Source organism: Streptomyces sp. NPDC098781 (assembly GCF_044759995.1).
GTDB lineage: Bacteria > Actinomycetota > Actinomycetes > Streptomycetales > Streptomycetaceae > Streptomyces.
On record NZ_JBIWAK010000006.1, the window covers coordinates 216,535 to 240,933 of the forward strand.

The 24,399-nt window shown below is 72.3% G+C and carries 15 protein-coding genes and 1 riboswitch; of the genes, 7 read left to right on the plus strand and 8 right to left on the minus strand.

Going from position 1 to position 24,399, the window contains the following annotated elements; all coding sequences use genetic code 11:
• Positions 1-231 precede the first annotated feature (231 nt).
• The 5 genes from ACIQWG_RS25370 to ACIQWG_RS25390 form a co-directional block, all read right to left on the minus strand.
• Positions 232-2,220: a hypothetical protein gene (locus ACIQWG_RS25370; RefSeq protein WP_404099838.1), complete on the minus strand. Its 1,989-nt coding sequence runs from the start codon at positions 2,218-2,220 to the stop codon at positions 232-234.
• 289 nt (positions 2,221-2,509) lie between these two features.
• On the minus strand, positions 2,510-3,613 hold the full coding sequence (locus ACIQWG_RS25375) for a hypothetical protein (protein ID WP_404099840.1): 1,104 nt from the start codon (positions 3,611-3,613) through the stop codon (positions 2,510-2,512).
• 294 nt (positions 3,614-3,907) lie between these two features.
• Entirely contained in the window at positions 3,908-5,071 is a 1,164-nt protein-coding gene (locus ACIQWG_RS25380) for a VWA domain-containing protein (RefSeq protein ID WP_404099842.1), read from the minus strand.
• Positions 5,072-5,219: 148 nt separating this feature from the next.
• Complete coding sequence (locus ACIQWG_RS25385) at positions 5,220-8,072, minus strand: DUF5682 family protein (RefSeq protein ID WP_404099844.1); 2,853 nt, start codon at positions 8,070-8,072, stop codon at positions 5,220-5,222.
• A gap of 342 nt (positions 8,073-8,414) precedes the next feature.
• Positions 8,415-9,545 carry an AAA family ATPase gene (locus ACIQWG_RS25390; protein ID WP_404099846.1) on the minus strand — a complete coding sequence of 377 codons (1,131 nt, stop codon included), beginning with the start codon at positions 9,543-9,545 and terminating at the stop codon, positions 8,415-8,417.
• A gap of 166 nt (positions 9,546-9,711) precedes the next feature.
• Between ACIQWG_RS25390 and ACIQWG_RS25395 the strand changes: the two genes are divergently transcribed.
• Together ACIQWG_RS25395 and ACIQWG_RS25400 are read left to right on the plus strand one after the other, a co-directional pair.
• A complete protein-coding gene (locus ACIQWG_RS25395; protein WP_404099848.1) occupies positions 9,712-11,067 on the plus strand; it encodes an SWIM zinc finger family protein in 1,356 nt (451 codons plus the stop codon).
• A gap of 170 nt (positions 11,068-11,237) precedes the next feature.
• Positions 11,238-12,875: a DUF5691 domain-containing protein gene (locus ACIQWG_RS25400; protein ID WP_404099850.1), complete on the plus strand. Its 1,638-nt coding sequence runs from the start codon at positions 11,238-11,240 to the stop codon at positions 12,873-12,875.
• A 205-nt stretch (positions 12,876-13,080) separates the two neighbouring features.
• On the opposite strand, the gene ACIQWG_RS25405 is transcribed toward ACIQWG_RS25400, so the two are convergent.
• On the minus strand, positions 13,081-13,497 hold the full coding sequence (locus ACIQWG_RS25405; RefSeq protein ID WP_404100362.1) for a cobalamin B12-binding domain-containing protein: 417 nt from the start codon (positions 13,495-13,497) through the stop codon (positions 13,081-13,083).
• Between the two features lie 650 nt (positions 13,498-14,147).
• Here ACIQWG_RS25405 and ACIQWG_RS25410 point away from each other — a divergent pair.
• Entirely contained in the window at positions 14,148-15,005 is an 858-nt protein-coding gene (locus tag ACIQWG_RS25410; protein WP_404099852.1) for a lipase family alpha/beta hydrolase, read from the plus strand.
• A gap of 217 nt (positions 15,006-15,222) precedes the next feature.
• Positions 15,223-16,797: a M23 family metallopeptidase gene (locus ACIQWG_RS25415; protein ID WP_404099854.1), complete on the plus strand. Its 1,575-nt coding sequence runs from the start codon at positions 15,223-15,225 to the stop codon at positions 16,795-16,797.
• A 58-nt stretch (positions 16,798-16,855) separates the two neighbouring features.
• Here the strand turns inward: ACIQWG_RS25415 and pcrA are convergent, their stop codons facing one another.
• Positions 16,856-19,342, minus strand: a complete 2,487-nt coding sequence (pcrA, locus tag ACIQWG_RS25420) for a DNA helicase PcrA (protein ID WP_404099856.1) — start codon at positions 19,340-19,342, stop codon at positions 16,856-16,858.
• A 370-nt stretch (positions 19,343-19,712) separates the two neighbouring features.
• Positions 19,713-19,881: riboswitch (cyclic di-AMP (ydaO/yuaA leader) on the plus strand.
• An 8-nt stretch (positions 19,882-19,889) separates the two neighbouring features.
• On the opposite strand from pcrA, the gene ACIQWG_RS25425 reads away from it, so the two are divergent.
• Both ACIQWG_RS25425 and ACIQWG_RS25430 read left to right on the plus strand, forming a co-directional pair.
• Positions 19,890-21,062, plus strand: coding sequence for an NlpC/P60 family protein (locus ACIQWG_RS25425; protein WP_404099858.1), 1,173 nt, complete (start codon positions 19,890-19,892; stop codon positions 21,060-21,062).
• Between the two features lie 390 nt (positions 21,063-21,452).
• The gene (locus ACIQWG_RS25430; protein ID WP_404099860.1) at positions 21,453-22,475 is read left to right on the plus strand and encodes a tellurite resistance/C4-dicarboxylate transporter family protein; all 1,023 of its coding nucleotides are present in this window, start codon (positions 21,453-21,455) and stop codon (positions 22,473-22,475) included.
• On the opposite strand, the gene ACIQWG_RS25435 is transcribed toward ACIQWG_RS25430, so the two are convergent.
• Positions 22,453-22,806 carry a hypothetical protein gene (locus ACIQWG_RS25435; protein ID WP_404099862.1) on the minus strand — a complete coding sequence of 118 codons (354 nt, stop codon included), beginning with the start codon at positions 22,804-22,806 and terminating at the stop codon, positions 22,453-22,455. The two genes, ACIQWG_RS25430 and ACIQWG_RS25435, sit on opposite strands and share 23 nt — an antisense overlap.
• A gap of 498 nt (positions 22,807-23,304) precedes the next feature.
• Between ACIQWG_RS25435 and ACIQWG_RS25440 the strand changes: the two genes are divergently transcribed.
• Complete coding sequence (locus ACIQWG_RS25440) at positions 23,305-24,387, plus strand: NlpC/P60 family protein (protein ID WP_404099864.1); 1,083 nt, start codon at positions 23,305-23,307, stop codon at positions 24,385-24,387.
• Positions 24,388-24,399 lie beyond the last annotated feature (12 nt).

Below are 24,399 nucleotides of genomic sequence, written 5' to 3' on the forward strand. Positions count from 1 at the left end.
GCCTCACCGAGTTGGGGTTGACCCGGTGAGGCCCCTTGAACGGCCCGAAGGGGCACGAATGGGCCGCCCCTGTGGGCCATGGGCCGGTGATCCCCACCCCAATGGGGATCACCCGGCCCGTCCGCGGGGTTCCGGCCGGATGAGGCCGACGGCTTTCGGCCGTCCGGGGCCGTCAGCCCCGCGGAGTCGTTGGTCGCCGGGGGGATGACCCCTGGCGGGTGATGGGTCGGGTCAGATGCGGTTGGTGTGGGTCTGGGGTAGGTGGACCTCCTGGTGCAGGTCCTGCGCGTAGGCCGGGGTGATCGACCGGGCGACGCCCTGTGCGCCGGTGACGGCGTTGTCGGTCAGTGGGCCCGCCGAGCCGGCGACGGTCCCGGTCAGGTCCTCGGCGAAGGGCGCGACCTGCCCGGCCACGCCGTGCGCGAAGGGGTCGACCTCGCCGACGACACCGCCCGCGAAGGGCCGGACGTCGTCGGTGACGCCGTACGCCAGATCGGTGGCGCTGCCTGCGACACCGTCGACGACCGGACGGACGGTGTCCACGACCTCGTCCACGACCGGCCGTACCGCACCGGTGACCCCGTACACGAACGGCGGCACCTGCGCGGTGACGCCCTCGGCGAAGGGGACGGCCTGCCCGGCCACCCCGTGCGCCAGGGGATCGACCTCACCGACGACACCGCCCGCGAACGGCTGGACGTCGCCGGCCACCCCGTACGCCAGCCCGCCCGCGTCCGCGACGGCCCGCCCGGCGACCGGCACGACACCGTGCACGGCCGTGTCCGCGACGGGCGGCAGCACACTGCCGGTGACGTCGGCGGTGACCTGGCCGACCAGACCGGTGGCGTAGGGCGGCACGCCCGCGGCGACCCCGTGCACGACCGGCCGCACCTCGGAGACGGTGCCGGAGGCGAGGTGCGACACGTCGCCGACCGTGCCGTGGGCCACGGGCCGCACATCCTCGACGGCACCGGCGGCGACGGGCTGGACGTCGGCGACGACGCCGTAGGCCAGCGCGGTCGCCGCCCCCACCGTGTGCCGGGCGGTCCGGTCGACACCGGCCACGGCCCCGTTCGCCACCGGGACAACGCCGTCCACCGCGTGCCCGGCGACGGGTGTCACCCCGTCCACCGTGCCGGTGGCGGCGGGGACGACACCGGCGACCGCGTGCCCGGCGGCGGGCACAACGCCCCGCACGGCGGTGCCGGCGACCGGCACCACACCGCGCACGGCCTCGGCCGCGACCGGCGGCACGACCGCGTCGGCGGTCTGCGCGACGACCGGGCCAACCGTGCCGGGGACGGCGGCGACCGTGCCGACAGCCCGCATCCGGACGCCGCCGACCGTGCCGGTGACGTGGCTCGGGACTGCGGAGACGGAGGCCTCGGCGGCCGCCGTGACGGCGTTGGCCTGACCCTTGACGGTGGCCCTGGCGGACGTGACCGTGTCCGCTACCCGGCCATCGGCTCGCGCGGCGGCACCCTGCGCGACAGCGCCCAGGCCCGCCTCGGTACGGCCCGCCCCGGTGACGGCGTACTGCGCCTTCGTCTGCGCGGCGGCGAGCGCCTGCTCCAGTTCGGGGGCGAAGGCGGCGAGGGGGCCGAAGAGGTAGTCGATGGTGCCGGGGCTTTGGGGGGTGTGGGACGTGCGGGGGGCCTGCGGCGTGTGCGGGGAGTGCTGGGGCACGGCGCTGGTGACGGCAGCGGAGACGGAGGCCTCGGCCTGCGCGGCGGCCTTGTCCGCGCGGGCGGCGTTGGCACCCTGTATGGCCTGGACGGCGCCCTTCGCCTTGGTGGCCGAGGCGGTGTTGACGACCGTGTCTGCGGCCTTGTGGGTGACCTTGTCCGTGGTCTGGTGCGTGGCGGTCGTGTGCGGGTGGGCCGTGTGCGTGGCGGCCGTGTGCGGGTGGGCCGTGTGCGTGGCGGCCGTGTGCGGGTGGGCCGTGTGCGTGGCGGCCGTGTGCGTGGCGGCCGTGTCTGTGGCGCCATGGGCGACGCCTTCGGTGACACCGGAGACGACTTCGTTGACCGTGTCGGTGACGCCGCCGAGCAGGCCGGGGGCATCGGTGCTTTCGGCCGCGTCGGTGACGTCGGTGGCCGTGTCCGGTACGGAGAGGGTGGAGGTGGACAGTTCGTCCGCACTGGCGGCGGCCGAACCGAGCGCCCAGGCGCCGGTGACGCCGGCGGCTATCACGATCGAACGGCGGATGTTCTTGTTCATATGTGCGTCAGATCCCTAGATCTTGAGGCTCCGAAGGCCCGGAGGTCGCGGAAGTCGCGGAAGTCGCAGAGGCGAGGGCTCCGGCTACGGGCCTCGGGCCTCGCGGCTCGTGCTTCGGAAGGTTGGGGGACATACCGGCGCCGTCCGGGGGATGTCCGGCTACGACCGGCTGACATCGACGGTCGGGGGCATCCCGGGAAAGGGGAGTGTCCGGACGGACGGGCAGACCTGTCTTCACCCCGACGCGGTAGGCCTACGGCTCTACGGCGGGGAGGGCAGGCCTACGCCCCTAGGCGGGGGAAACCGGAATGTCCCGGTGAACGTCCCCGACCTCGTCCGCATACGCACGAGCGGCGGCGCCGGGAACGAGCCCCAACGGCACCCGCCGGTTCAACGAGACCGCATGCGCGTCCCCGTGCCTCGGCGTCCCACTGTCACCGGCCGCGTGACTGCCTACAGCACCACCGGGTTGGTCGGCCGGCGCCTGGTGCGCGGGGGCGTAACCGGAAGGCGAGAGGCGGTGCCCGCCACCGGCCACTGGGGCGTGGGCCGCGGCGACGCCGCCGATGTCCGCAACGAAACGGGGCCCATGAGCGACGGCCGCGCCCTCACCCGTACGCCCCTTGTCGCCGCGTCCGTCAACCGGCGCGGGCGCATCCGGCACCGGCTGCGGCGTCCCGGTGACGGGAGCCGGGAGCGTCCGTCCGGGCAGCGCGGGCAGGTCGGCGCCCGGAACGTCCGGGACTTCGGGGAGTGCGGGGAGCTCCGGGAACTCCAGCCCCGGCCAGTCCGGCCACGCCGGTGCCTCGGGCGCCGTCGGCAACGAGGGCAACGCCGACAGCGGCGGCACCTTCGCCTGCACCTCGGCCAGCCCCGCCACGAGATCCTCGGTCACCGTCCGCACGACATCGCCGACCGGCTGCACGAGCTGAGTCCCGACGGGGTGGGTGACGTGGTCGGTCACGGGGCTGAGGATCCGGTGGGGACTCGGGTTGGCGGGGGTGGTGCCGGCGGCGGCTTGGGGCGCCTGAGCGTGGGGCCCGTGAGCCTGTGGTCCATCAGCCCTGGGTCCATCGGCCTGGTCTTCGTGGGTCTTGGGTGGCCGCACCTGCGGCGCCGAGTCCCGGCCCGGCTCGGCCGGCGGAGTCGTCGGCTCGTCATGCGCGCCGCCCACGAGCCTGGCGGGCGCGTGCAGGAGCCGCCCGACCACATCCTGGGCCGGCGAACCCGGGTCGGCCGACACCGTCGAGTGGGACGCGGAGGGCACCCCCGCCGACACCCCGTCCGCCGCATACGCCCGCTCCCCGCAGAGGAACCCGATCGCGAGCAGACCGCCCACCAGCAGCGCCAGTTGCAGCGCATGCCGCCCGGCCGCGGTACGCGGAACGCGCACAGCGGCACCAGGCAAGGTGGCCGGCCAGGTCAAGGCGGGTGGTCCTCCCGTGCGGCGGAACGAAGTACACGTGACGCGACGAGTCGGCTGGACGCGGTACGGACGGGCGGCGCGAAGGCGCACCGCTCACAGGACTTCGATCCTTGCACGCCCCTCTATCGGTCGCGCAAGCCCCCCGCTACCGATGGGTACACATGTCCGTTTTGCTGGCCGAAGTCGGTCGTCAACAGGTCGACAAATCACCGTTAAATCCCCGTCAGTTGCTTCTCCTCCGGCGTCCCGCGTCCGACGCCCTCACACGGTGTCCGGCACCGGAATCGGCCGCTTCTCGATGGCCGCCGCCATCACCTCGGGGAACAGATCGGGCGTGCAGGCGAAGGCAGGTGCCCCCAGCGCGCCGAGCGCGGCCGCGTGGTCGCGGTCGTACGCCGGCGCCCCCTCGTCCGACAGCGCCAGCAGCGCCACGAACTGCACCCCCGACGCCTTCATCGCGGCGACCCGCTTGAGCATCTCGTTGCGTATGCCTCCCTCGTACAGGTCGCTGATCAGCACGACCACCGTCTCCGCGGGCCGGGTGATCTGCGACTGGCAGTACGCCAGCGCCCGGTTGATGTCCGTGCCGCCGCCGAGTTGCGTACCGAAGAGCACGTCGACCGGGTCGTCGAGCTGGTCGGTGAGGTCGACCACGGACGTGTCGAAGACGACGAGCCGCGTACTGATGGACCGCATGGACGCGAGCACGGCACCGAACACCGACGCGTACACCACGGACGCCGCCATCGACCCCGACTGGTCGATGCAGAGAACGACTTCCTTCTTCACGGACTGCGACGCGCGCCCGTACCCGATGAGCCGCTCCGGCACGATCGTCCGGTACTCCGGCAGGTAGTGCTTGAGGTTGGCCGCGATCGTGCGGTTCCAGTCGATGTCGTGGTGGCGCGGCCGGTTGATACGGGCGCTGCGGTCGAGAGCACCGGTGAGGGTGGCCCGGGTGCGGGTGGCGAGCCGCTTCTCCAGATCCTCGACAACCTTGCGGACGACGGCCCGTGCCGTCTCCTTGGTGGTCTCCGGCATCGCCCGGTTGAGCGAGAGCAGCGTGCCGACGAGGTGCACATCCGCCTCGACCGCCTCCAGCATCTCCGGCTCCAGCAGCAGCGCGGACAGCCCGAGCCGGTCTATGGCGTCGCGCTGCATGATCTGCACGACGGAGGAGGGGAAGTACGTCCGGATGTCCCCGAGCCAGCGCGCCACCGACGGCGCCGACGCCCCGAGCCCCGCCGAACGGTCCCGCCCCGACTGCCCCTTGTCCTTCTTCCCGTAGAGCGCGGTCAGCGCGCCGTCCATCGCCGCGTCCTGCCCGGACAGTGCGCAGCCGGTGCCGTCGGCGTCGTCCCCGCCGAGCACCATCCGCCACCGCCGCAACCGCTCCCGGGCCGGATCCATCGTCTCGGTGGTCATCGGCACACTCCCTCACGAGGCCGCTCCCACAGCGGCATCACGGGCACGGTCGTCGTCATGGGCCTGGCCTGCACCGCACTCCCGCGCGGTCGCAGAACGGTGCCCGCCACTCGGGCCCGCTCCCTCGTCACCGGCACTCCGTCAGTCGTCATCCCGTCGCCCCCACAAGGTCGTTGTCCCCCATGCCGTTGTCCGCAGAGTCGTTGTTCGCGGAGTCGTCGTCCGAAGCGTTGTCGTCCGAAGCGTTGTCGTCCGAAGAGCCGTCGCCCGAAGGGTCGTTGTCCGCGTAGCCGTCCCCTGCTGCCCCTTCCGCTCCCGCCCTCCCCAGTGCGTCGTCCAGCCCCAACAGCAGCCGCACCACCGGCAATACGGCGTCCGCCCGCTCGACATCGAGCTCGGCCGCGTAGCCCGGTATCCCGGCACCGCCGTCCCTGGCACTCACCCGCTCCCCCGGCCCCCGCCGGACCAGCTCCCCAAGGGTCCGCCGTACCCCCGTCTCGTACGCCGAGAAGGTCCGCCGCAGCAGCGGCAGCACATCCGTGAACGCCTCCGCCGACACTCCCGTCAGCCACGCGTCGACCAGCCCCAGCAGCCGCTCGTCGTGCACGAGCAGCATCCCGCCGCCCGAACCGCCGCCGACGAAGCCCTCGATCCACGCGGCGGCGTCCGCCGGCGGTGTCCCCGGCGACAACGCGAGCCCCATCAAGCGCGCGGCGGCGTCCTGCGCCAACTCCCCGTCGTCCAGCAACAGCCGCACGGCCCGCCCCCTGACGACGCCGGGCACGGTGTCCCGCCCGGACAGCACCCGGAGCACCCCGTGCCAGCGCTTGCGCAGATCGCCGTGCCCGAGGGCGGGCGCGTCCCCCGATGCGTCAGCGTCGGCCGACGTGCCCGCACCCTGGGCGCCGCCCCCCACATCATCCGCAGCCCCCCGATCACCGACCCCGACAGGCTCGCCCTCACTCCCAGGAACCGGCCCGGATCCCCCGTCCCGAGCACCCGGCCCCGAACCCACCGCATCGCCGAGCAACCCGACCGCCCCATGCACGGCGTCCACATGGCGCCGCATCTCCTCGGCCGCGTCGGCGTCCAGCGCGGCGCAGGCCGGGGGCAGGCCGACGAAGATGCGCTCGGCGAGCCCCGCGGCGACCTCCGCGAGCGCCTTGGTGTCGGTGCCGCGCACATCGCCGTACCGCAGGGAGCGGACCAGCGCGGGCAGGGCCTGGGCGAGGTGGCCGACGTCGGCGTCGAGGGCGGCCCGGTCGGCGAGTATCCGCATCACCGTGGGCAGCGCGTCCGGCAGTTCGGCCAGGAGGCAGCGCTCGGCCAGGGCGGTGACGTCGGCGAGGCCCTGCGCGGCGACGGCGTCAGCCTCCGCCTTGGCGGTGGCCGCCGCGTACACGGTGGTCCCCCACACGCCGGCCTCGGCGATCCGCACCGACAGCTCCGGCTCCCACCGCAGCCGCCACGTCTCCCGGAACGTCCCCGTACTCCCCCGCGACGCGACCGGCTCGCCCCACTCCACACGGAGCAACCGCAGCCGGTGCAGCAGCCTGCTGCGCTCGGCGTCGTTCTCCTTGCGCAGGTCGAGCTCCAACTCCCGCTCCAGTGCCTCCGGCTTGAGTCGCAGGCGGCGCTGGAGCCGGTCGAGGTCCCGCTGCAACGGCACCGCCGGCGCCGAAGACGGCACCTCCCCCAGCACGTCCCCCACGACGAGCCGGTCCCGCACCAGCGCCAACGGCACGTCCGAGCCGTCGCACATCACCGCCCGTACCGCGTCGGTCGTCTCGCTCAGCCCCGGCAACGGGCGCCCCCGCATCGCCGCGAGCGTCTCCGCCAGCCGCACCGCCTCGATGACATGCGCCGACGACACGATCCGGTCCTCGTCCCGCAGGAGCCCGGCCACCTTCGTCATCCACCGCTCGACCGGCCGGTCCGGCGCACTGAAGAGGTGCCCGTACCAGCCCGGTGAGTCGATCCCCGCTCCGTACCCGCTGGCCCGGGCCAACCGGCGGTGCGTCCATGGCACCCAGGTCATGTCGGTCTTGACCTTGGGCAGCCCCTTCAGCAGTGCCCGGTCCGCCGCCACGGTGGTCTTCTGTCGCAGCGCGGGCACGTGCCACGCCCCGCACACGACGGCCACGTCGTCCCCGAACTCCCGCTGCGCGGTCCGCAGCTGGAGCCGCATATGGGCTTCCCGCACGAGATCCCGCTCGTGCCCGCCGGTCCCATACACCTCCCGCAGAGCGCCCATGGCCTCTTCGAGCCCGAGGAACGGCGCGAACGCGTCCCCCTCCCCCACTCCCCGGTGCTCGACGACGTCCTCCCACCACCGCTCGGGATCGTCGTAGCCGGCGACCTCGGCGAGCACGGCGAGGGGATCGAGCCGGACATCGGCGCGCGGACCTCCGGCACGGTCCTCGTCGCTGTCGGGCGTACGGCCGCTCGCCGGGCCCGGCTGACCGCCGCCGTCGTCGCCGCTGTCCGGCCGGGCGTCCGCTCCCGGTTCACCCGGCCCGCCCTCACCCGCGTCGAACGCGGCCTCGTCCTGCTTCCCCCACGCCAATGTGTGCGTGGCCGGCAAGTCGAAGAAGCGGGCCGGGACCTGGTGCTCGACGGCCCAGCGGATCGCGACCCACTCCGGGGAGAACTCGGCCAGCGGCCAGAAGGCCGAGCGGCCGGGCTCGTCCACGGCGTGGGCGAGGAGCGCGACGGGCGGTCGCATGTCCTCGTCGCCCGCGAGCGGGATCAGGCCATCGGCTTCCGGCGGCCCTTCGATCAGCACGGTCCGGGGCCGGGCCGCGTCCAATGCCGCCCGCACGGCCCGCGCCGACCCCGGCCCATGGTGCCGAACCCCGAGCAGCAGCGGCCCCGAGGGCCTCCCCACCTGAGCGGGGACGGCCGCGGTCCCCTCGCTGCCCGCAGACACCTCGCCCACGCGAGCGGCGTCCGCCTCCAGGCCCTCGCTCCCCGTCCTGTCCGTGCCCGTGCCCATGCCCATGCCCGTCACACCGTCCCCCTCGAACCCGACTGTCCGATGCCGCCGCCGACCACACCGTCGCCCTCGCCCAGCGGCTCACCCACCGCTCCACCGCTCACAGCGCGCTCCCCTCTCCTCCGCACCCGGCCACACCCGGCTCACGCCGTCGCGCCACCTCGACCCCGCCGGTGCCATCCCCCTGGCCGCACCGCGACCAGGAGGGCCGACCGCCGCTCACCGCCTCATACGGCCACCACCCGCGCATCGGCGACCTCTCAACCCCACTTCAAGGCCCTTCGACCACGGATACGCCGGACTTCGATCCGCCGCCCGGGCGGCCCCACCCCAGGTCGTCCTCGTCGTTCACGCGCTCACCTCCCGGCACGCCCGGTAGAAGTCCGTCCACCCGTCCCGCTCACGCACGACCGCCTCCAGGTACTCCTGCCAGACGACCCGGTCGGCCGCCGGGTCACGCACGACAGCGCCGAGGATGCCTGCGGCGACATCGCCGGGACGCAGCACTCCGTCGCCGAAGTGGGCGGCCAGGGCGAGGCCGCTGGTGACGACCGAGATCGCCTCCGCCGTCGACAGCGTGCCGCTCGGCGACTTCAGCTTCGTGCGGCCGTCGGACGTCACCCCGTCCCGCAGCTCACGGAAGACGGTGACGACCCGTCGAATCTCGTCGACGCCCTCGGGCACGGCCGGCAGGTCGAGCGACCGGCCGATCTGGTCGACACGGCGGGAGACGATGTCCACCTCCGCATCGACGCTCTCCGGGAGCGGCAGCACGACCGTGTTGAAGCGGCGGCGCAGAGCGCTGGAGAGCTCGTTGACCCCACGGTCGCGGTCGTTGGCCGTGGCGATCAGGTTGAAGCCGCCGACCGCCTGCACCTCCTGCCCCAACTCCGGTATCGGCAGCGTCTTCTCCGACAGGATCGTGATCAGCGTGTCCTGCACGTCCGCCGGAATACGGGTCAGTTCCTCGACGCGTGCGGTCATCCCCTCCGCCATCGCCCGCATCACCGGACTGGGCACGAGGGCGTCACGGCTCGGGCCGTGCGCGAGCAGCTGCGCGTAGTTCCAGCCGTACCGGATCGCCTCCTCCGGTGTGCCGGCCGTGCCCTGCACCAGCAGTGTCGAATCGCCGCTGACCGCCGCGGCCAGGTGCTCGGAGACCCAGGTCTTCGCGGTGCCGGGCACGCCCAGCAGGAGCAGGGCGCGGTCGGTGGCCAGGGTGGTGACGGCGACCTCGACGATGCGACGGGGGCCCACGTACTTCGGTGTGATCACCGTGCCGTCCGGCAGGGTGCCGCCGAGCAGATAGGTGGCGACGGCCCACGGGGACAGCTTCCACCGGGCCGGACGCGGACGGTCGTCCTGCGTGGCCAGGGCGGCGAGTTCATGGGCGAAGGCGTCCTCGGCATGCGGTCGCAACGCCTCGGCCGGTTCCGCCTCCGCCGCTTCGACGGACGTCGGTTCTACGGACACAGACATGGCAAAGTCCCCCTCCAGCTCGGCCGGTTCAGCCGTTTCGGATCTGGCACCCACGTTGCACCACGCCACTGACAACGCGTTCCGACCTGCGAAAACGTACTCACGAGGCCGTCGACGACATCGCTGCCCGACCCGATTGTCAGTGGGGGGATCTACCTTCGATGACATGACTCAGCAGGGGGTGCGCTGGACCGCGGACCAGGTGCTGGCGCTGGCGCCTGACGCCTCGTCACGCAAAGCGGGAAGCAAACTCGGCGCGGCGGGGCCGTGGTCCGAGGCGGGGAGTACCGACGAAGGGACGGTGTGGGGGCTGTGCAAGGGCAGCGGCAGCAAGCCGTATCAAACGGTCATCGACATCGCGGACGCATCGGGGCCCGCGTACAAGTGCAGCTGTCCGAGCCGGAAGTTCCCGTGCAAACACGCCATCGGGCTGTTGCTGCTCTGGGCCGGCGAGGACGGTGCGGTGGCGACCGGGCAGCCGCCGGACTGGGCGGGACAGTGGATAGAGGGGAGAAGGCAGCGGGCCGAGGAGAAGCGGACGGCGAGCGCCTCCGGTTCCGCCCCGGCGTCCGCTGACCCGGAGGGGGCACGACGCAGGGCGGAGCGAAGGGCCGTCCGGGTCACCGCGGGGGCGACGGAGCTGGAGCAGCGGCTGGCCGACCTGCTGCGCGGCGGCCTGGCCGGGGCGGAACAGTCGGGGTACGGGCTGTGGGAGGAGACGGCCGCCCGAATGGTCGACGCCCAGGCCCCGGGACTGGCCGCACGCGTACGGGAGTTGGGAGCGATCCCGGCGTCCGGGCCCGGCTGGCCGGTGCGGCTGCTGGAGGAGTGCGCCCTGCTCCACCTGCTCGACCAGGGCTGGCTGCGCCGCGAAGCGCTGCCGGAGGGCCTGGCGGACACGGTCCGCTCCCGCATCGGCCTGCCCGCATCGGCGGACGGCCCGTCCGTGCGGGACCGCTGGCTGGTGCTCGCCCAGTACGACACGGCGGACGTGAAACTGACGACGCGCCGGATATGGCTGCACGGCGCCGACTCTGGCCGCACCGCGCTGCTCCTCTCTTATGGCGCCGCCGGCCGGGCTCCGGAGCTGACGCTGCCGGTGGGGCTGGCGCTGGAGGCCGAGGTGGCGTCGTACCCGGGCGCCGGGCAGCTGCGAGCCGCTCTGGGCGAGCAGTTCGCCCCGCCCGCCCCGGCGGCGATACGACCGCCAGGTGTGACGACGGCCGAGGCGACGGCCCGTTACGGCAAGGCACTGCGCGACGACCCTTGGCTGGACTCCGTCCCGGTCACCCTGGACAGGGTCATACCCACCCCAGACAGCGACTCGTGGCAGCTCGCGGACGCCGACACCGACACGGCTCTGCCGCTCACCCCGGCCGCCCGTGCCCGCCCGGGCCTGTGGCGCCTGGTCGCACTGTCGGGCGGGGGGCCGGTCAAGGTGTTCGGCGAGTGCGGCCACCGCGGTTTCACCCCGCTGACGGCCTGGCCGGAGGGGCCGGGAGATGCCGTACCGCTGTGCTGAGCGGCACGCGCCGCCCCACCACGGGGAGCCCCACCCCATAGCGCTCGACCACCCACACCCACCGACAACTCCACGGCACCCGCCCGAAAACAGACACGCAGACAGACGCGCGGACAGATACGCAGACAGTCACAAAGACGACAGACACGAAGACAGAGAGGAATGACCCCATGAACAGCCCCTCCGTTCCCGTGGATTCGTCGGCGCCCAGCGCCTGGGAGGAGCTCGTCACGGCCGCGCTGCTCGGGACGGACCGGCGTACGCCCCCGGGCGGCACGCCGGGACGCGAGGCACCGGAGGCACTGCTGGACGCGGCGGCCGCGGAGACCGTACGGCGGCGGGCCGGGCTGCGACCGGCCGGCGCCGCGCAACGTCCGCCGCAGGCCCCCGAGGACCCGCGGCCGGCGCTGCCCCCGGCGGCGACCCGCCGGCTGGCCATGCTGCTGTCCGACCGTCCCGGCGGATCCGGCGGCGGCCGCAGAGGCACGGCACCCGACCTCGTGGAACTGCTGCCGGAGTGGCTCGCGACGGCGAACCACCGGGGTTTCGGGCCGCGCCCCGAGGTACTGCCCGCCCTGCTGGACGCCGCTCGGGGCCGTACGGATCTGCGCCCGGCGGCACTGACCTTCGCCGGCCCGCGGGCGGTGTGGCTCGCTCGGCTCAACCCGGACTGGCGGTTCGCCCTGCGCGCGGCCCCGGGCGGGAGCGCGGCGCTGCCGCAGCTCGAGGACACTGCGCAGGTCGAACAGCTATGGCAGGAGGGGCTGTTCGCGGAGCGGGTCGCCCTGCTGTCGGCGATACGCGCGCGTGAGCCCGACGCCGCACGGGAGTTGCTGATCACGACGTGGGCGACCGAGCGGGCGGAGGACCGGCTGATGTTCCTGGACTCGCTGCGGACGGGACTCGGCCCCCAGGACGAGCCGTTCCTGGAGCGGGCGCTGTCCGACCGGAGCCGCAATGTCCGGGCGACGGCTGCGGAGCTGCTGTCGGCGCTGCCGAGTTCGGCGCTCGCCGCGCGGATGGCGGTGCGGGCCGGGGCCTGCGTGGCGGTGGACCACACGGGGGAGGCCCCGGTGATCGGCGTGGAGGCGCCGCACGAGTGCGACGCGGGCATGGAGCGCGACGGCGTCGTGGCCAAGGCCCCGTCGGGGCGGGGTGAACGGTCCTGGTGGTTCGGCCAGTTGGCCGAGGCGACGCCGCTCATAGCCTGGCCGCGGCGGCTGGGAGGTCGTACACCTGAGGAGATCGTGGGGCTGCCGGTGGCGGACGACTGGCAGGCGGAGCTGCACGCGGCCTGGTGCCGGGCCGCGGTACGACAGCGGGACGCCGAGTGGTCGAGGGCGCTGCTCGGGTCGCCTTCGGCTTCGGAAGCCGGCGGTCCGGGGGCGGTGTCCCTGGCCGAGCGCGCGAAGCTGCTCGGCACGCTGGGCCCGGCCGAGCGGGCCGAATGGGTCGCCGGGTTCATCGCGGCGCACGGCCTGTCGGAGGCGTTTCAGCTGCTCGGGGTGTGTGCCGTGCCGTGGGCCGCGCCGCTCGGGCGGTCGGTGGTCGACGCGCTCAACATCGCGCGGGACGCGGGGAGTTATCCATGGAGTTTCAGTGGGGTGATGGGCCTGGCCGAGCGCTGTCTCGACCCGGCCGAGGCGAGCCGCCTGGACGGCCTGCTGGCGGTACCGGACGAGCCGGAGAACGCGTCACCGGGGGCCGGGGCGTACTGGGCGGAGGCGTTCCAGCGGCTGGTCACGACGTTGCGGTTGCGGGCAGCCATGATCAAGGAGCTGGAGCCCCTCGGCCCGCCCGGCGCCTGACGCCGAGGCCGATCAAGCCGAACGGCGTCCCGAGGGCCGAGCCCCCGACGGACGACCCGCCTGCGGACCCACCCGCTCCGGCGAAATCGGCCTGGTCGCCCGACCACCGGCTGCCCGAGCGACGCCGCCCCGACCGAAGGCTCCCGGCCGACGACTCTCCAGCCGACGGCCGGCCTCCCCCACGACCGCTCGCTCACGCGAAGGCTCACGCCCCAGCCGGCTGCCTGACGTTGGCCCGCACCCAGTCCACGATCGACTGTGTCGTCGCACCGGGCGTGAAGATCTCCGCGACGCCCTTCTCCTTCAGCGGCGGAATGTCGTCCTCGGGGATGATCCCGCCGCCGAAGACGAGGATGTCCGCCGCGTCGCGCTCCTTGAGCAGCTCGATCACGGCGGCGAAGAGGGTGTTGTGGGCCCCGGAGAGGATGGACAGGCCGATCGCGTCGGCGTCCTCCTGGATCGCGGTGTCGACGATCTGCTCGGGGGTCTGGTGGAGCCCGGTGTAGATGACCTCCATACCGGCGTCGCGCAGGGCCCGCGCGATCACCTTGGCCCCGCGATCGTGGCCGTCGAGTCCCGGCTTGGCCACCACCACGCGGATCGGACCGGCTGCCACACCCATCACTGCCTCCATGAAGCGACTACATCCATCCGTACCGACAAGCATCACTCATATATGAGTTATGCCGCACAGGCCGCACATGTCATACATGCTGCGCGTATCGCACTTTTCCGCTACTCACCGCACCGGACGTGCCACCACGGCACAGACGCCCCGGGCCACGCCGCCCAGGGAAGTGAACGAACGTTATCGCCAGCATCCCGCAACCGGCAGTTTCGCGGTGCGGACCGAGGGGGAAATCACACGGTGGGACACGTTCGCCGCGCACCGTTTCCACATCTCTGCGGCACACGGGCCGCAGCACTCTGCGGTACCCGAGTCGCAGCGGGACCGAGCGCAACGGGAGCCGCAACGAGGTCGCCGCACCACCGCGCCGCAGGCCGCGCGACGTGGCGGTGCGGCGCATCGACGGTGGTACGAAGGGCACGTAGGGCAGGTAAGGCACGACAGCGGGGAAGCCTCGTCGCCACACCGGCAGGGAGCCCCGTCGGGCCATCGGCGCACCACGGCCACCGGGGCCGTTGCGCACGGCGCGCGCCTCGCTTGCCCCACGCACCCTCCGCACGCCCGCCGGCCACCTCCGGCGCGACTTCCCACGAGGGCACACGGGGGTCGGAGCCGTCCTCCAGCGTGCCGCAAGGAGGTCGGCCATGAAGGTCACCGGGGCAGTACTCCCCTTCATCCCGTTCTACCGGCGTCTGCTCCCGAGCAGCCTCGCCGGCCTCTCCCTGGCCCTGCTGAAGGCGACCGCCCTGGAGATCGCGATCCTCGCCGGGCATCTGCTGCTCTACCCCTCCGGCATCACGCAGGAGCGCCGCACCACCCCTACGCTCCCCACGCCGGACACCGCCCAGCTGCCCACGGGGTCCCCACCCCCCGTCGTCCTGCTGCACGGCTTCATAGACAACCGCTCCGTCTTCGTCCTGCTGCGCCGCAGCCTTGCCCAGCACGGCAGGCAGCACGTCGAGTCGCTCAACTACTCCCCGCTGACCTGCGACATCCGCACCGCCGCCGAGCTGCTCGGCCGGCACATAGAGGGGATCTGCGAGCGCACCGGCAGCAAGCAGGTCGACATCGTCGGACACAGCCTCGGCGGGCTGATAGCGCGCTACTACGCGCAGCGCCTCGGCGGCGACCTCAGGGTCCGTACGCTCGTCACGCTCGGCACACCGCACTCCGGCACGCGAGTCGTTCCGCTGGCCAACGCGCACCCCATCGTGCGCCAGATGCGCCCCGGCTCACCGATCCTCGAGGAACTGACCCGCCCCGCGCCCGGCTGCCGTACGCACTTCGTGAGCTTCTGGAGCGACCTCGACCATCTGATGGACCCGCTGGAGACGGCCTGTATCGACCATCCCGACCTGATGGCGCAGAACGTCCGGGTCAGCGGCGTCGGCCACCTCGCCCTGCCGGTGCACCCCGCCGTCGCGACCGGGATACGCCAGGCCCTCGACTCCGCGCCGACGACAGCCGCAGCCGGCCGGCCGAACGGCCTCACCGTGGCGTAACAACAGGCGTCCAGCGTCGAACAATCTTCGAACACAAGGCCAAACTCGCGCCCGCAGTCCGCCAAAACACGGCCGAATGCCCGTTTCCTGCGCGCGCGAAACCTGCCGAAGATTGTCGTGCCCGCGTACCGCCGGGTACAGTCGCCGCACTGCTCTGGCAGCCCCTGTTGTCGAGGCGAGAGAGAAGTTGGTGAACGATCGTCACCCGTCGGGGACCATGACGTCTCCGGCTTCGGCTTCCGACGCCACCGCGGCGCACTACGCGGCGTACGGCACCCAGGAAGCCCACTACGGTGACTCCACCACGTACGGCACGTACGACGCCAACGGATTTGCCACCGCCGGCCACGCCGCCCCGACCTTCGACGCCGATCCGCTGTTCGGCAGCCTTCCCGGGGAAGGCACGGGCACCTACGACGCCACACAGTGGTCCACGGGCAGCCACCACACCGCGCACTACGACGCCTACGCGGGCCAGCACCAGGCCGGCTACGACACCGGCGCGTACGACACCGCGGCCTGGACCACCGACCACGAGCGGCTGGCGTTCGTCCCGCAGCAGGCCAACGGCCATGACGTCTCCGGTCAGTGGGACGCGAACGCCTGGCTCCAGCCCGACCAGTCCGGCGCGCCGGCCGACCAGACCCAGCACTGGCAATGGGGCACGACGGCCTTCGACACGGGCGCGTACGACGCCACCCAGTGGAACTCCGACGGCAGCGCGGCGCAGGCGACCGACGACTACGAGCAGCCAGCAGAATCCTTCGACCAGCAGGCCACGGCGCACTTCGAGCAGATCGAGCACGGCGCCCCCGCCTACGAAGACCCTGCCGCCTACGAAGACCCCGCCACGTACGAAGACCCGGCCGCCTACGAGGACCCGTCGGCGTACGACGAGCACACGACGTACGACCACACCTCGTACGACGACCCGGCCCAACGTGACGCCGAGTTGAGCGCCACCGGCGAACTCCCCGCCGTGGCGCCGCTCCTCGACGACCAGGAGGAGACCACTCCGGCCCCCTCCCCGCGCGCCTCCTCCCGCAGCGGGGCGCGTTCCCGTCGCCGTACGCCCCCCAAGCGCTCCGCGCTGCTGACGGTCGCCGTGCCCTCGGCGTGCGTGATGGGCGTCGCCGGCATCGCCGCCGCCTCGGTCAACACCCTGACCGACGACAAGGACGCGTCGTCCACGCTGGCGGCCTCGGAGGGCACGGCCGTGAAGCCGTCCGCGGCGAACAACAAGCTGGACAGCCAGCTGGAGAGCCTCTCCGCCGGCGCCGACGACTTCGCCGACCGGGCCAGCCGTACGCAGGAGCGCATCGATCTCAAGGCACAGCAGGCGGCCGAGAAGCGGAAGGCCGCCGAGGAGGCCGCCCGCAAGGAGCGACTGCGCCCGAAGTTCGCGGTCCCGGTCGCCCAGCACGGCCTCAGCGCCTACTACGGCCAGTCCGGCATCAACTGGATGTCCGTGCACACCGGCATCGACTTCCCGGTCTCGTACGGCACGACGGTGATGGCCGCGACCGACGGCACCGTCCGTACGCAGTGGAACAGCGCCTACGGCAACATGATGATCGTGACCGCGATGGACGGCACGGAGACGTGGTACTGCCACCTCTCCACCTACCGCGTCGCCTCCGGTACGACGGTCAAGGCCGGCGACCCGATCGCGTACTCCGGCAACTCCGGCAACTCGACGGGCCCGCACCTGCACTTCGAGGTGCGTCCCGGCGGCGGCTCGGCGATAGACCCGCTGCCGTGGCTGCGCAGCCACGGGGTCGACCCGACGTAGGCGGCACCACAGCTTCGCCTCGCGCCCCCGCCCATCGGCGGGGGCGCACTCGTATGCGCTAGAGCTTCTCCACCGGCGCGTACCGCAGCAGCAACCGCTTCGGCTTGGTGTCCCCGAAGTCGATCGTCGCCTCGGCGTTCCCGCCCGTGCCCTTCACGGCCATCACCGTGCCGAGCCCGAACTGGTCATGCGTGACACGGTCGCCGACCGCCAGCTGCACGACCGGCTTCTCCGAGGTACGGCGCGTGGCGAAGCCGGAGGCGCCCGAGGCCGAGGAGCGCGAGCGGGACGAGGACAGCGAGGCGGCGACCCCGGACGCGGGCCCGGAGGAGACCGGCGCGGTCGCCCCGGTGCGCTTCCAGTCCACGTGCTGTGCCGGGATCTCCTCCAGGAACCGGGAGGGCGGGTTGTACGACGGCTGCCCCCACGCGCTGCGCATCGACGAACGCGTCAGGTACAGCCGTTCACGGGCGCGCGTGATGCCGACGTACGCGAGCCGCCGCTCCTCCTCCAGCTCCTTGGTCTGGCCGAGGGCGCGCATGTGCGGGAAGACGCCGTCCTCCATGCCGGTGAGGAAGACGACCGGGAACTCCAGGCCCTTGGCGGTGTGCAGGGTCATCAGGGTGATGACTCCGGAGCCGTCCTCCTCCTCGTCCGGGATCTGGTCGGAGTCGGCGACGAGGGCGACCCGCTCCAGGAAGGCCGCGAGCCCGCCGGAGGCCTCACCCTCGCCCGACTCCTGCTCGAACTCCAGGGCGACGGCGGCGAGTTCCTGAAGGTTCTCGATCCGGGTCTCGTCCTGCGGATCCGTGGAAGCCTGCAACTCGGCCAGGTAGCCGGTTCGTTCGAGCACCGCCTCCAGGACGGTCGCCGGTGCCGCGCCGGACTCGACGATCGTACGGAGTTCCTCCATCAGCGTGTTGAAGCGCCTGACGGCGTTGGTCGACCGCGCGGCCATGCCGTACGCCTCGTCGACGCGGCGCAGCGCCTGCGGGAAGCTGATCTTCTCCCGCTGTGCGAGGGCGTCGATCATCGCCTCGGCACGGTCGCCGATGCCCCGCTTGGGGACGTTCAGGATCCGCCGCAGCGGCACGGAGTCCTCGGGGTTGGCCAGCACCCGCAGGTAGGCCAGGACGTCCCGGACCTCCTTGCGCTCGTAGAACCGCACTCCACCGACGACCTTGTAGGGCAGCCCGACGCGGATGAAGACTTCCTCGAAGACACGGGACTGGGCGTTCGTCCGGTAGAACACGGCGACGTCGCCGGCCTTCGCGTCCCCCGCGTCGGTCAGTCGGTCTATCTCTTCGGCGACGAACTGTGCCTCGTCGTGCTCGGTGTCCGCGACATAGCCGGTGATGCGCGCGCCCGCGCCCGCGTTGGTCCACAGGTTCTTGGGGCGGCGGGACTCGTTGCGCTCGATGACGGCGTTGGCGGCGGTCAGGATGGTCTGCGTGGAGCGGTAGTTCTGCTCCAGCAGGATCGTCGTCGCGTCCGGGTAGTCCTCCTCGAACTGGAGGATGTTGCGGATGGTGGCGCCCCGGAACGCGTAGATCGACTGGTCGGCGTCACCCACGACACACAGCTCGGCGGGCGGGATGTCGTAGTCGCTGGGCGGTACGTCGACGGGGTGCTCGCGGGTCCCGACGAGCTCGCGCACCAGCGCGTACTGGGCGTGGTTGGTGTCCTGGTACTCGTCCACCAGCACATGGCGGAAGCGACGGCGGTAGTGCTCGGCGACGTCCGGGAAGGCGCGCAGCAGGTTGACCGTCGTCATGATCAGGTCGTCGAAGTCGAGGGCGTTGGCCTCCCGCAGCCTCGACTGGTACAGCGCGTAGGCCTGGGCGAGCGTCTTCTCGAAGCCGTCCGTCGCCTGGGCGGCGAAGTCCTCCTCGTCGATCAGCTCGTTCTTCAGATTGCTGATCTTGGCGCTGAAGGACTTGGGCGGGAACCGCTTGGGATCGAGATCCAGATCACGGCACACCAGCGCCATCAGCCGCTTGCTGTCGGCGGCGTCGTAGATCGAGAAGGAGGATGTGAACCCGAGCTTCTTGCTCTCTCGGCGCAGGATGCGCACGCACGCGCTGTGGAAGGTCATCACCCACATCGCGTTCGCCCGCGGGCCGACGAGCTGCTCGACCCGCTCCTTCATCTCGCCGGCGGCCTTGTTGGTGAAGGTGATCGCGAGGATCTGCCCCGGATGCACATTCCGCTCGGCCAGCAGATGGGCGATGCGGTGGGTGAGCACCCGCGTCTTGCCGGAGCCGGCCCCGGCCACGATGAGCAGCGGGGTGCCGGAGTGCACGACGGCGGCGCGCTGGTTCTCGTTCAGCCCCTCCAGCAGTGCCGCGGCGTCGAGGGCGGGCCGCGGGGCTCCGTCGCGGTAGTAGCCGTCCCGGTCCGGTGGCACGTCGAACTTCCCACCGAACAGATCGTCCGGAACCGACTCCGGAGCGTGCTCGTCCTCGGGCGGTGGTGGGGACTCTTCCTCGTGGGCCCGCGGGGCCTGGAGGTCGGCCAGGAAGCTGTCGTCAAAGAGGCTGCTCATCGCTCTCCGAGTCTAGGCCGCCCCACTGACAGCCCGCCGCCGCCCCGAGAACATCGCCCGTTCCGAATCCGGACGATCACCGACCCCCACCACCCCCACGCCCCCTCACCCCCCGCGACCAGCCCTTCACAGTCCGCGATCAACCGATTCGCCCCACCGAACTTCCGGCAAATAACTCAAAACACCCACTCACCCTGAATGTGAGCAACCACCCCCACACTCCCCCGAATGAACCGCCCCTGAGACCTCCCCGCCTCAAGGTCACGAAAATGTATCGGGCATATCGAACATCAACCTTCACAGGGGCCACACGAGTTGGCTACGGTGCCGGACAGGCCGTACGACCCCCTCCGGCGAACGACGCCGGGCCGCACGGCCTCCGCCGAGTCCGGAGCGCCGCCGCGCCCCCGGAGCCGGGGACCCACCGAACTTGGGGTGAATCGGCCCGACTCCCGCCCGGGGAGCGGCCGTAGGGCAAACCTTCCGAGCCACCCGCCCGAACCCGACAGCTAACTCGGTAGGCGGAGCATGGAAGGAGTCGCCTCCCTTGGCGTCGCACCGCAAGTCGCGTCCCTCTGGTACGCGCGTAGCAGGCATACGGACCCCCGCCCTCGCCACGGCGGCCCTCACCTCCGTAGCCCTGCTGTCCCAGACGGCCACCGCCAGCCCGTCCACGGACGACAAGCCGAGCCTCGAAGAGGTCGAGAAGAAGGTCGACGACCTCTACCGCCAGGCGGAGTCGGCGACGGAGAAGTACAACGCGGCCAAGGAGAAGACCGCGAAGCAGCGCAAGCGCGTCGACACCCTCCTCGACGACGTCGCCCAGCGCACCCAGCGGCTCAACGAGGCCCGCGAGGAACTCGGCCGCAACGCCGCCGCCCAGTACCGCACCGGCGCCGCCGCCCCCGACACGGCGACCTTCCTCCTCGCGGACACCCCGCAGGACTACTTCGACCAGTCCCAACTGATGGGCCGCATGACGGACCGTCAGAAGGAATCGGTCGACGAATACTTCACCGAGCAGTCCGCGACCATGAAGAAGCGCCAGGAGGCCACCCAGAGCCTCGAGACGCTCACCGAGTCGCAGACCGACCTCCAGGCCGCCAAGACCACCGTCCAGCAGAAGCTCTCCGACGCACGCGAGCTGCTGTCCAAGCTGACGGCGGAGGAGAAGGCCCGCCTCGCCGCGATCGAGAAGCGCAAGCAGGAGGAGGCCGCCCGCAAGGCGGCCGAGCTCGCCCGCGAGCAGGCGGAAGCCGAGGCCGAACGCCAACGCCAGGAGGCCGCGCAGCAGCAGGAGAGCACCGAGTCCCCGTCCGAGTCGGGCACCTCGGACTCGTCCTCCGCGGACAGCTCCTACGCCACCAAGGCCGAGAAGGCCCTGGCCTTCTCCCGCTCCGCGATCGGAAAGCCGTACGTCTGGGGCGCCACGGGCCCCGACTCCTACGACTGCTCCGGTCTCACCCAGGCCGCCTGGAAGGCAGCCGGCGTGGACATCCCCCGCGTCACCTACGACCAGGTCAACGCCGGCACCACGGTGTCCCTCTCCAGCGCCCAGCCCGGCGACCTGGTCTTCTTCTACGACGATGTCACCCACGTGGGCATCTACATAGGCAACGGCATGATGATCCACGCCCCGAAGCCCGGCGCCTACGTCCGCGAGGAGTCGATCTACTACGACGGAGAGTCGTCGATCCACAGCGTGGTCCGCCCGGCCTGACCCCACCGCCCGCACAGGCGACCGAGGGGCCTCGCCGCAAGGAAGGCGTCCCGTCAGCCGCGTACGGCGGCAAGGGGCCACGCGGTCGTGCGGTCGTGCGGTCGTGCCAGGGGGGTGTCCGCACGCAGCGGCCGGCGTCGACGGACGACACCTCTGTGCCCGACAGCGACCGCCCGACGGAGGACGGACACCCCCGGCACGGCCCCGACCGAGGGGACGGACACCCCCGGCACGGCCCCGACCCCCAACGCACCCGCAGGCGCCACCCGCACCCCCACCGGACAGCGACGGGCCGCCGCAGGCATCCCCCGCCCAACCGCCGGAGGCAAACCGCACGGACGACCCGCGCGCCCCACCCCCAACCCTCACCCCGCTCCATAGCATCGCCCCATGCCCGCCACCACCACCCCCACCTCCCCCCTCCACACCTGGTGGTCGCAGCGACCCCCCGCGGCCGGCGCAGCCGTCATGGCGACCGGCATCATCTCGGTGGCCCTCCACCAGACCGGCTACGAGACCCTCTCCCGCATCGCCCTGGCCCTCGCCTCGGCGGCCTGGCTCGTCCTCGGCGGCGACTTCACCGCCCGGCTCCTGCGGGACCGCCCGAGCTGGGTCGAGGAGGCGGCAACTCCAGCCGCACTGACCGCCATCGCCGCGACAACGGTCCTCGGCACCCGCTTCGCCGCCCTCGGCTGGGAGACCCTCGCCGAAGCCCTCCTGGCCCTGGCCGCCGTGCTCTGGCCGGCCCTGCTCCTCGCGGTCGCCCGTCACTGGCGCCGCGGCATGCCCGGCTCGGTCTTCCTCGGCTGCGTCGCCACGCAGGGCCTTGCCGTCCTGGGCGCGACCCTCGCCGCGACCGAGAAGGCGGCATGGCTCGCCCACGCCGCGCTCGCGCTGTTCTGGCTGGGCCTGGTGCTCTACGTCATCGCCCTGGCCTGCTTCGACCGGCGCGAGATCGCCCACGGCGCCGGCGACCACTGGGTGGCGGGCGGCGCCCTGGCCATCTCCGCGCTCGCCGGCTCGAAGCTCCTCGCCGCCGACGGCCCCGGCCTGTACCTCTGGAACAGGGACGACGAAGGCGTCCTGCGCACGGTGACCGTGGCCGTGCTCGTACTCGACCTCGCCTGGTACGCCGTCCTGTTGCTCGCCGAATGCGCATGGCCACGGCCGCGCTACGACGTACGCCGCTGGGCAACCGTCTTCCCGATGGGAATGACGTCGGCGGCGACCCTCTCCGTCGCCTCCGCCGCGGACATCGCCTGGCTGGAGACCCCCGGCGAGGTACTCCTCTGGGTCGCGGTGGCGGCCTGGCTGGCGGTCACCGCGGGCGCGGTACGGTCCTACACCGGCGGAACAGCCCCCGAAGGCCCGGGCGATCCCGGGACCGACATCACGTCCACAACACGGCGATGAAGATGTTCGCGGTGGTCAACAGCCCCACCGCGCCGAACAGACGCTTGTCCACCGTCTCCTCGTCCCGCTTCACATAGACGAGCCCGAGGATCACGATCAGCAGCGCCAGCTTCACGCCGATCTTGATGTTGTCGACCGACTGGTCGTCCGCCTGATTGAGGCCGACGAGGATCACCCCGGTGACCAGCATGGTCAGCGCGCCGTGCAGCATCGCGGGGACGAACCGGGCCGTGCCCTGCCCCATCGCCTTCATCTGGGTGAGGAAACCACCGAGCAGCGCGGCGATACCGACGATGTGCAGGCCGACGAACAGATGGATGAGTACGTCCATGGAGCCGGAGCCTAACCACCACGAAAATCCCACCCCACACCGCCCCACACCGCGCGCATATATGCGCGCCATAGCACTCCGCCACCCCCGCGCAACCCCGAACCGCCACATCGGTCAGCACCCTGCGTGAACCAGACGCCCCCATCCCGGGATCACGCTCACTTACGGTCACCGACGGTCCGCTCCCGGCACTTCCGCACATCGCCACACCGACCCGCCACACCGAGGTTTAGCGTCCTGCACCAGGTGACCGGCTCCCCACCGCCGCCCGGGCCAGGGGCGGCAGTCGGCCACCACCGCCGAGAAAAGTCCGGCGGCGGCCCGCTCCCCCTGTGCAGGCCGCCGCCGGACGCGTGACCCGCCCCGGGCGGTCGTACGTCCGCTCCCCCCAGGCGTCCGTACACCCGCCGCTCCTCCGGGGCTGGAGTACCCCCGCGGTCCGCCACCCAGGCGGAGGCCACGGGACCGGGCGGTCGTAGGAAAGGACGTGCAGTCCACGTGGCAGCGCACAGAAAGCCCCGCCGGCGCACGGTCGGCGGCATGGGTGGCATCGGTGGCAACACGGCCCGCACGGCATGGACCATCGCACTGGCGGGCGCGGCGACGGCGACGGGCTTCGACGGGACCGGACACGCCGAACCCCAGCTGACACCGGCGCAGGTGAAGGCGAAGGTGGACCAGCTGTACCAGGAGGCGGAGGCCGCCACCGAGAAGTACAACGGGGCGAAGGAGAAGGCGGACGCCGCCGAGCAGCGGATCAGGACGCTCCAGGATGAAGCCGCCCGCAAGACGGACCAGCTCAACTCGGCACGCGAAGCACTCGGTTCGATGGCCGCCGCCCAGTACCGCGACGGTGGCGTCGACCCGGCGCTCCAGCTTGCGCTCTCCGACGACCCCGACCGCTATCTCGCCGGTGCCGAGTTCGCCGAACGCGCCGGCAACCGCCAGGCGGCCTCCGTCGCCGACGTGCGCAGACAGCTGCGCGAGATCGAGCAGTTGCGCGGCGCCGCGCACATCGAACTGACCTCGCTCAAGTCCCGCCAGGCCGAGCTGAAACGCCACAAGGAGACGCTCACCGGCAAGCTGGACGAGGCCCGGGACCTGCTCGCCCGGCTGCCCGCCGAGGAACGCGCACAGCTCCAGCAGAGCGGCACCGACCGCGCCACCCGCTCCGCGACCGGCGCCCGCGACGCCCTGGCCGCCGCCGGCTCCGCCACGGCCCAAGCCCCCAACTCCCGTGCCGCTGCCGCCATTTCCTACGCCTACGCCAAGCTCGGCAGCCCCTATGTCTGGGGCGCCACCGGCCCGAACGCCTTCGACTGCTCAGGCCTCACTCAGGCCGCCTACCGCTCGGCAGGCATCTCCCTGCCGCGCACGACCTACGCCCAGATCGACGCGGGCCGCCGTGTCTCCCGCTCCGAACTCCTCCCGGGCGACCTGGTGTTCTTCTACTCGGGCGTCAGCCATGTGGGCCTCTACATCGGCAACGGCCAGATGATCCACGCCCCGAACCCGTCGGCCCCGGTCCGGGTGGCCCCGCTCGACGAGATGCCGTTCGCGGGGGCCACGCGGGTCGTGTGAACCGGCACGGCG

Excerpts from the sequence above, each read along its gene's own strand:
- ACIQWG_RS25415 (WP_404099854.1), top strand. The coding sequence starts at position 15,223 with ATGACGTCTCCGGCTTCGGCTTCCGACGCCACCGCGGCGCACTACGCG.
- ACIQWG_RS25385 (WP_404099844.1), bottom strand. The coding sequence starts at position 8,072 with ATGGGCATGGGCACGGGCACGGACAGGACGGGGAGCGAGGGCCTGGAG.
- ACIQWG_RS25430 (WP_404099860.1), top strand. The coding sequence starts at position 21,453 with ATGCCCGCCACCACCACCCCCACCTCCCCCCTCCACACCTGGTGGTCG.
- ACIQWG_RS25380 (WP_404099842.1), bottom strand. The coding sequence starts at position 5,071 with ATGACCACCGAGACGATGGATCCGGCCCGGGAGCGGTTGCGGCGGTGG.
- ACIQWG_RS25390 (WP_404099846.1), bottom strand. The coding sequence starts at position 9,545 with ATGTCTGTGTCCGTAGAACCGACGTCCGTCGAAGCGGCGGAGGCGGAA.
- ACIQWG_RS25435 (WP_404099862.1), bottom strand. The coding sequence starts at position 22,806 with ATGGACGTACTCATCCATCTGTTCGTCGGCCTGCACATCGTCGGTATC.
- ACIQWG_RS25395 (WP_404099848.1), top strand. The coding sequence starts at position 9,712 with ATGACTCAGCAGGGGGTGCGCTGGACCGCGGACCAGGTGCTGGCGCTG.
- ACIQWG_RS25410 (WP_404099852.1), top strand. The coding sequence starts at position 14,148 with ATGAAGGTCACCGGGGCAGTACTCCCCTTCATCCCGTTCTACCGGCGT.
- ACIQWG_RS25405 (WP_404100362.1), bottom strand. The coding sequence starts at position 13,497 with ATGGGTGTGGCAGCCGGTCCGATCCGCGTGGTGGTGGCCAAGCCGGGA.
- ACIQWG_RS25370 (WP_404099838.1), bottom strand. The coding sequence starts at position 2,220 with ATGAACAAGAACATCCGCCGTTCGATCGTGATAGCCGCCGGCGTCACC.
- pcrA (WP_404099856.1), bottom strand. The coding sequence starts at position 19,342 with ATGAGCAGCCTCTTTGACGACAGCTTCCTGGCCGACCTCCAGGCCCCG.
- ACIQWG_RS25400 (WP_404099850.1), top strand. The coding sequence starts at position 11,238 with ATGAACAGCCCCTCCGTTCCCGTGGATTCGTCGGCGCCCAGCGCCTGG.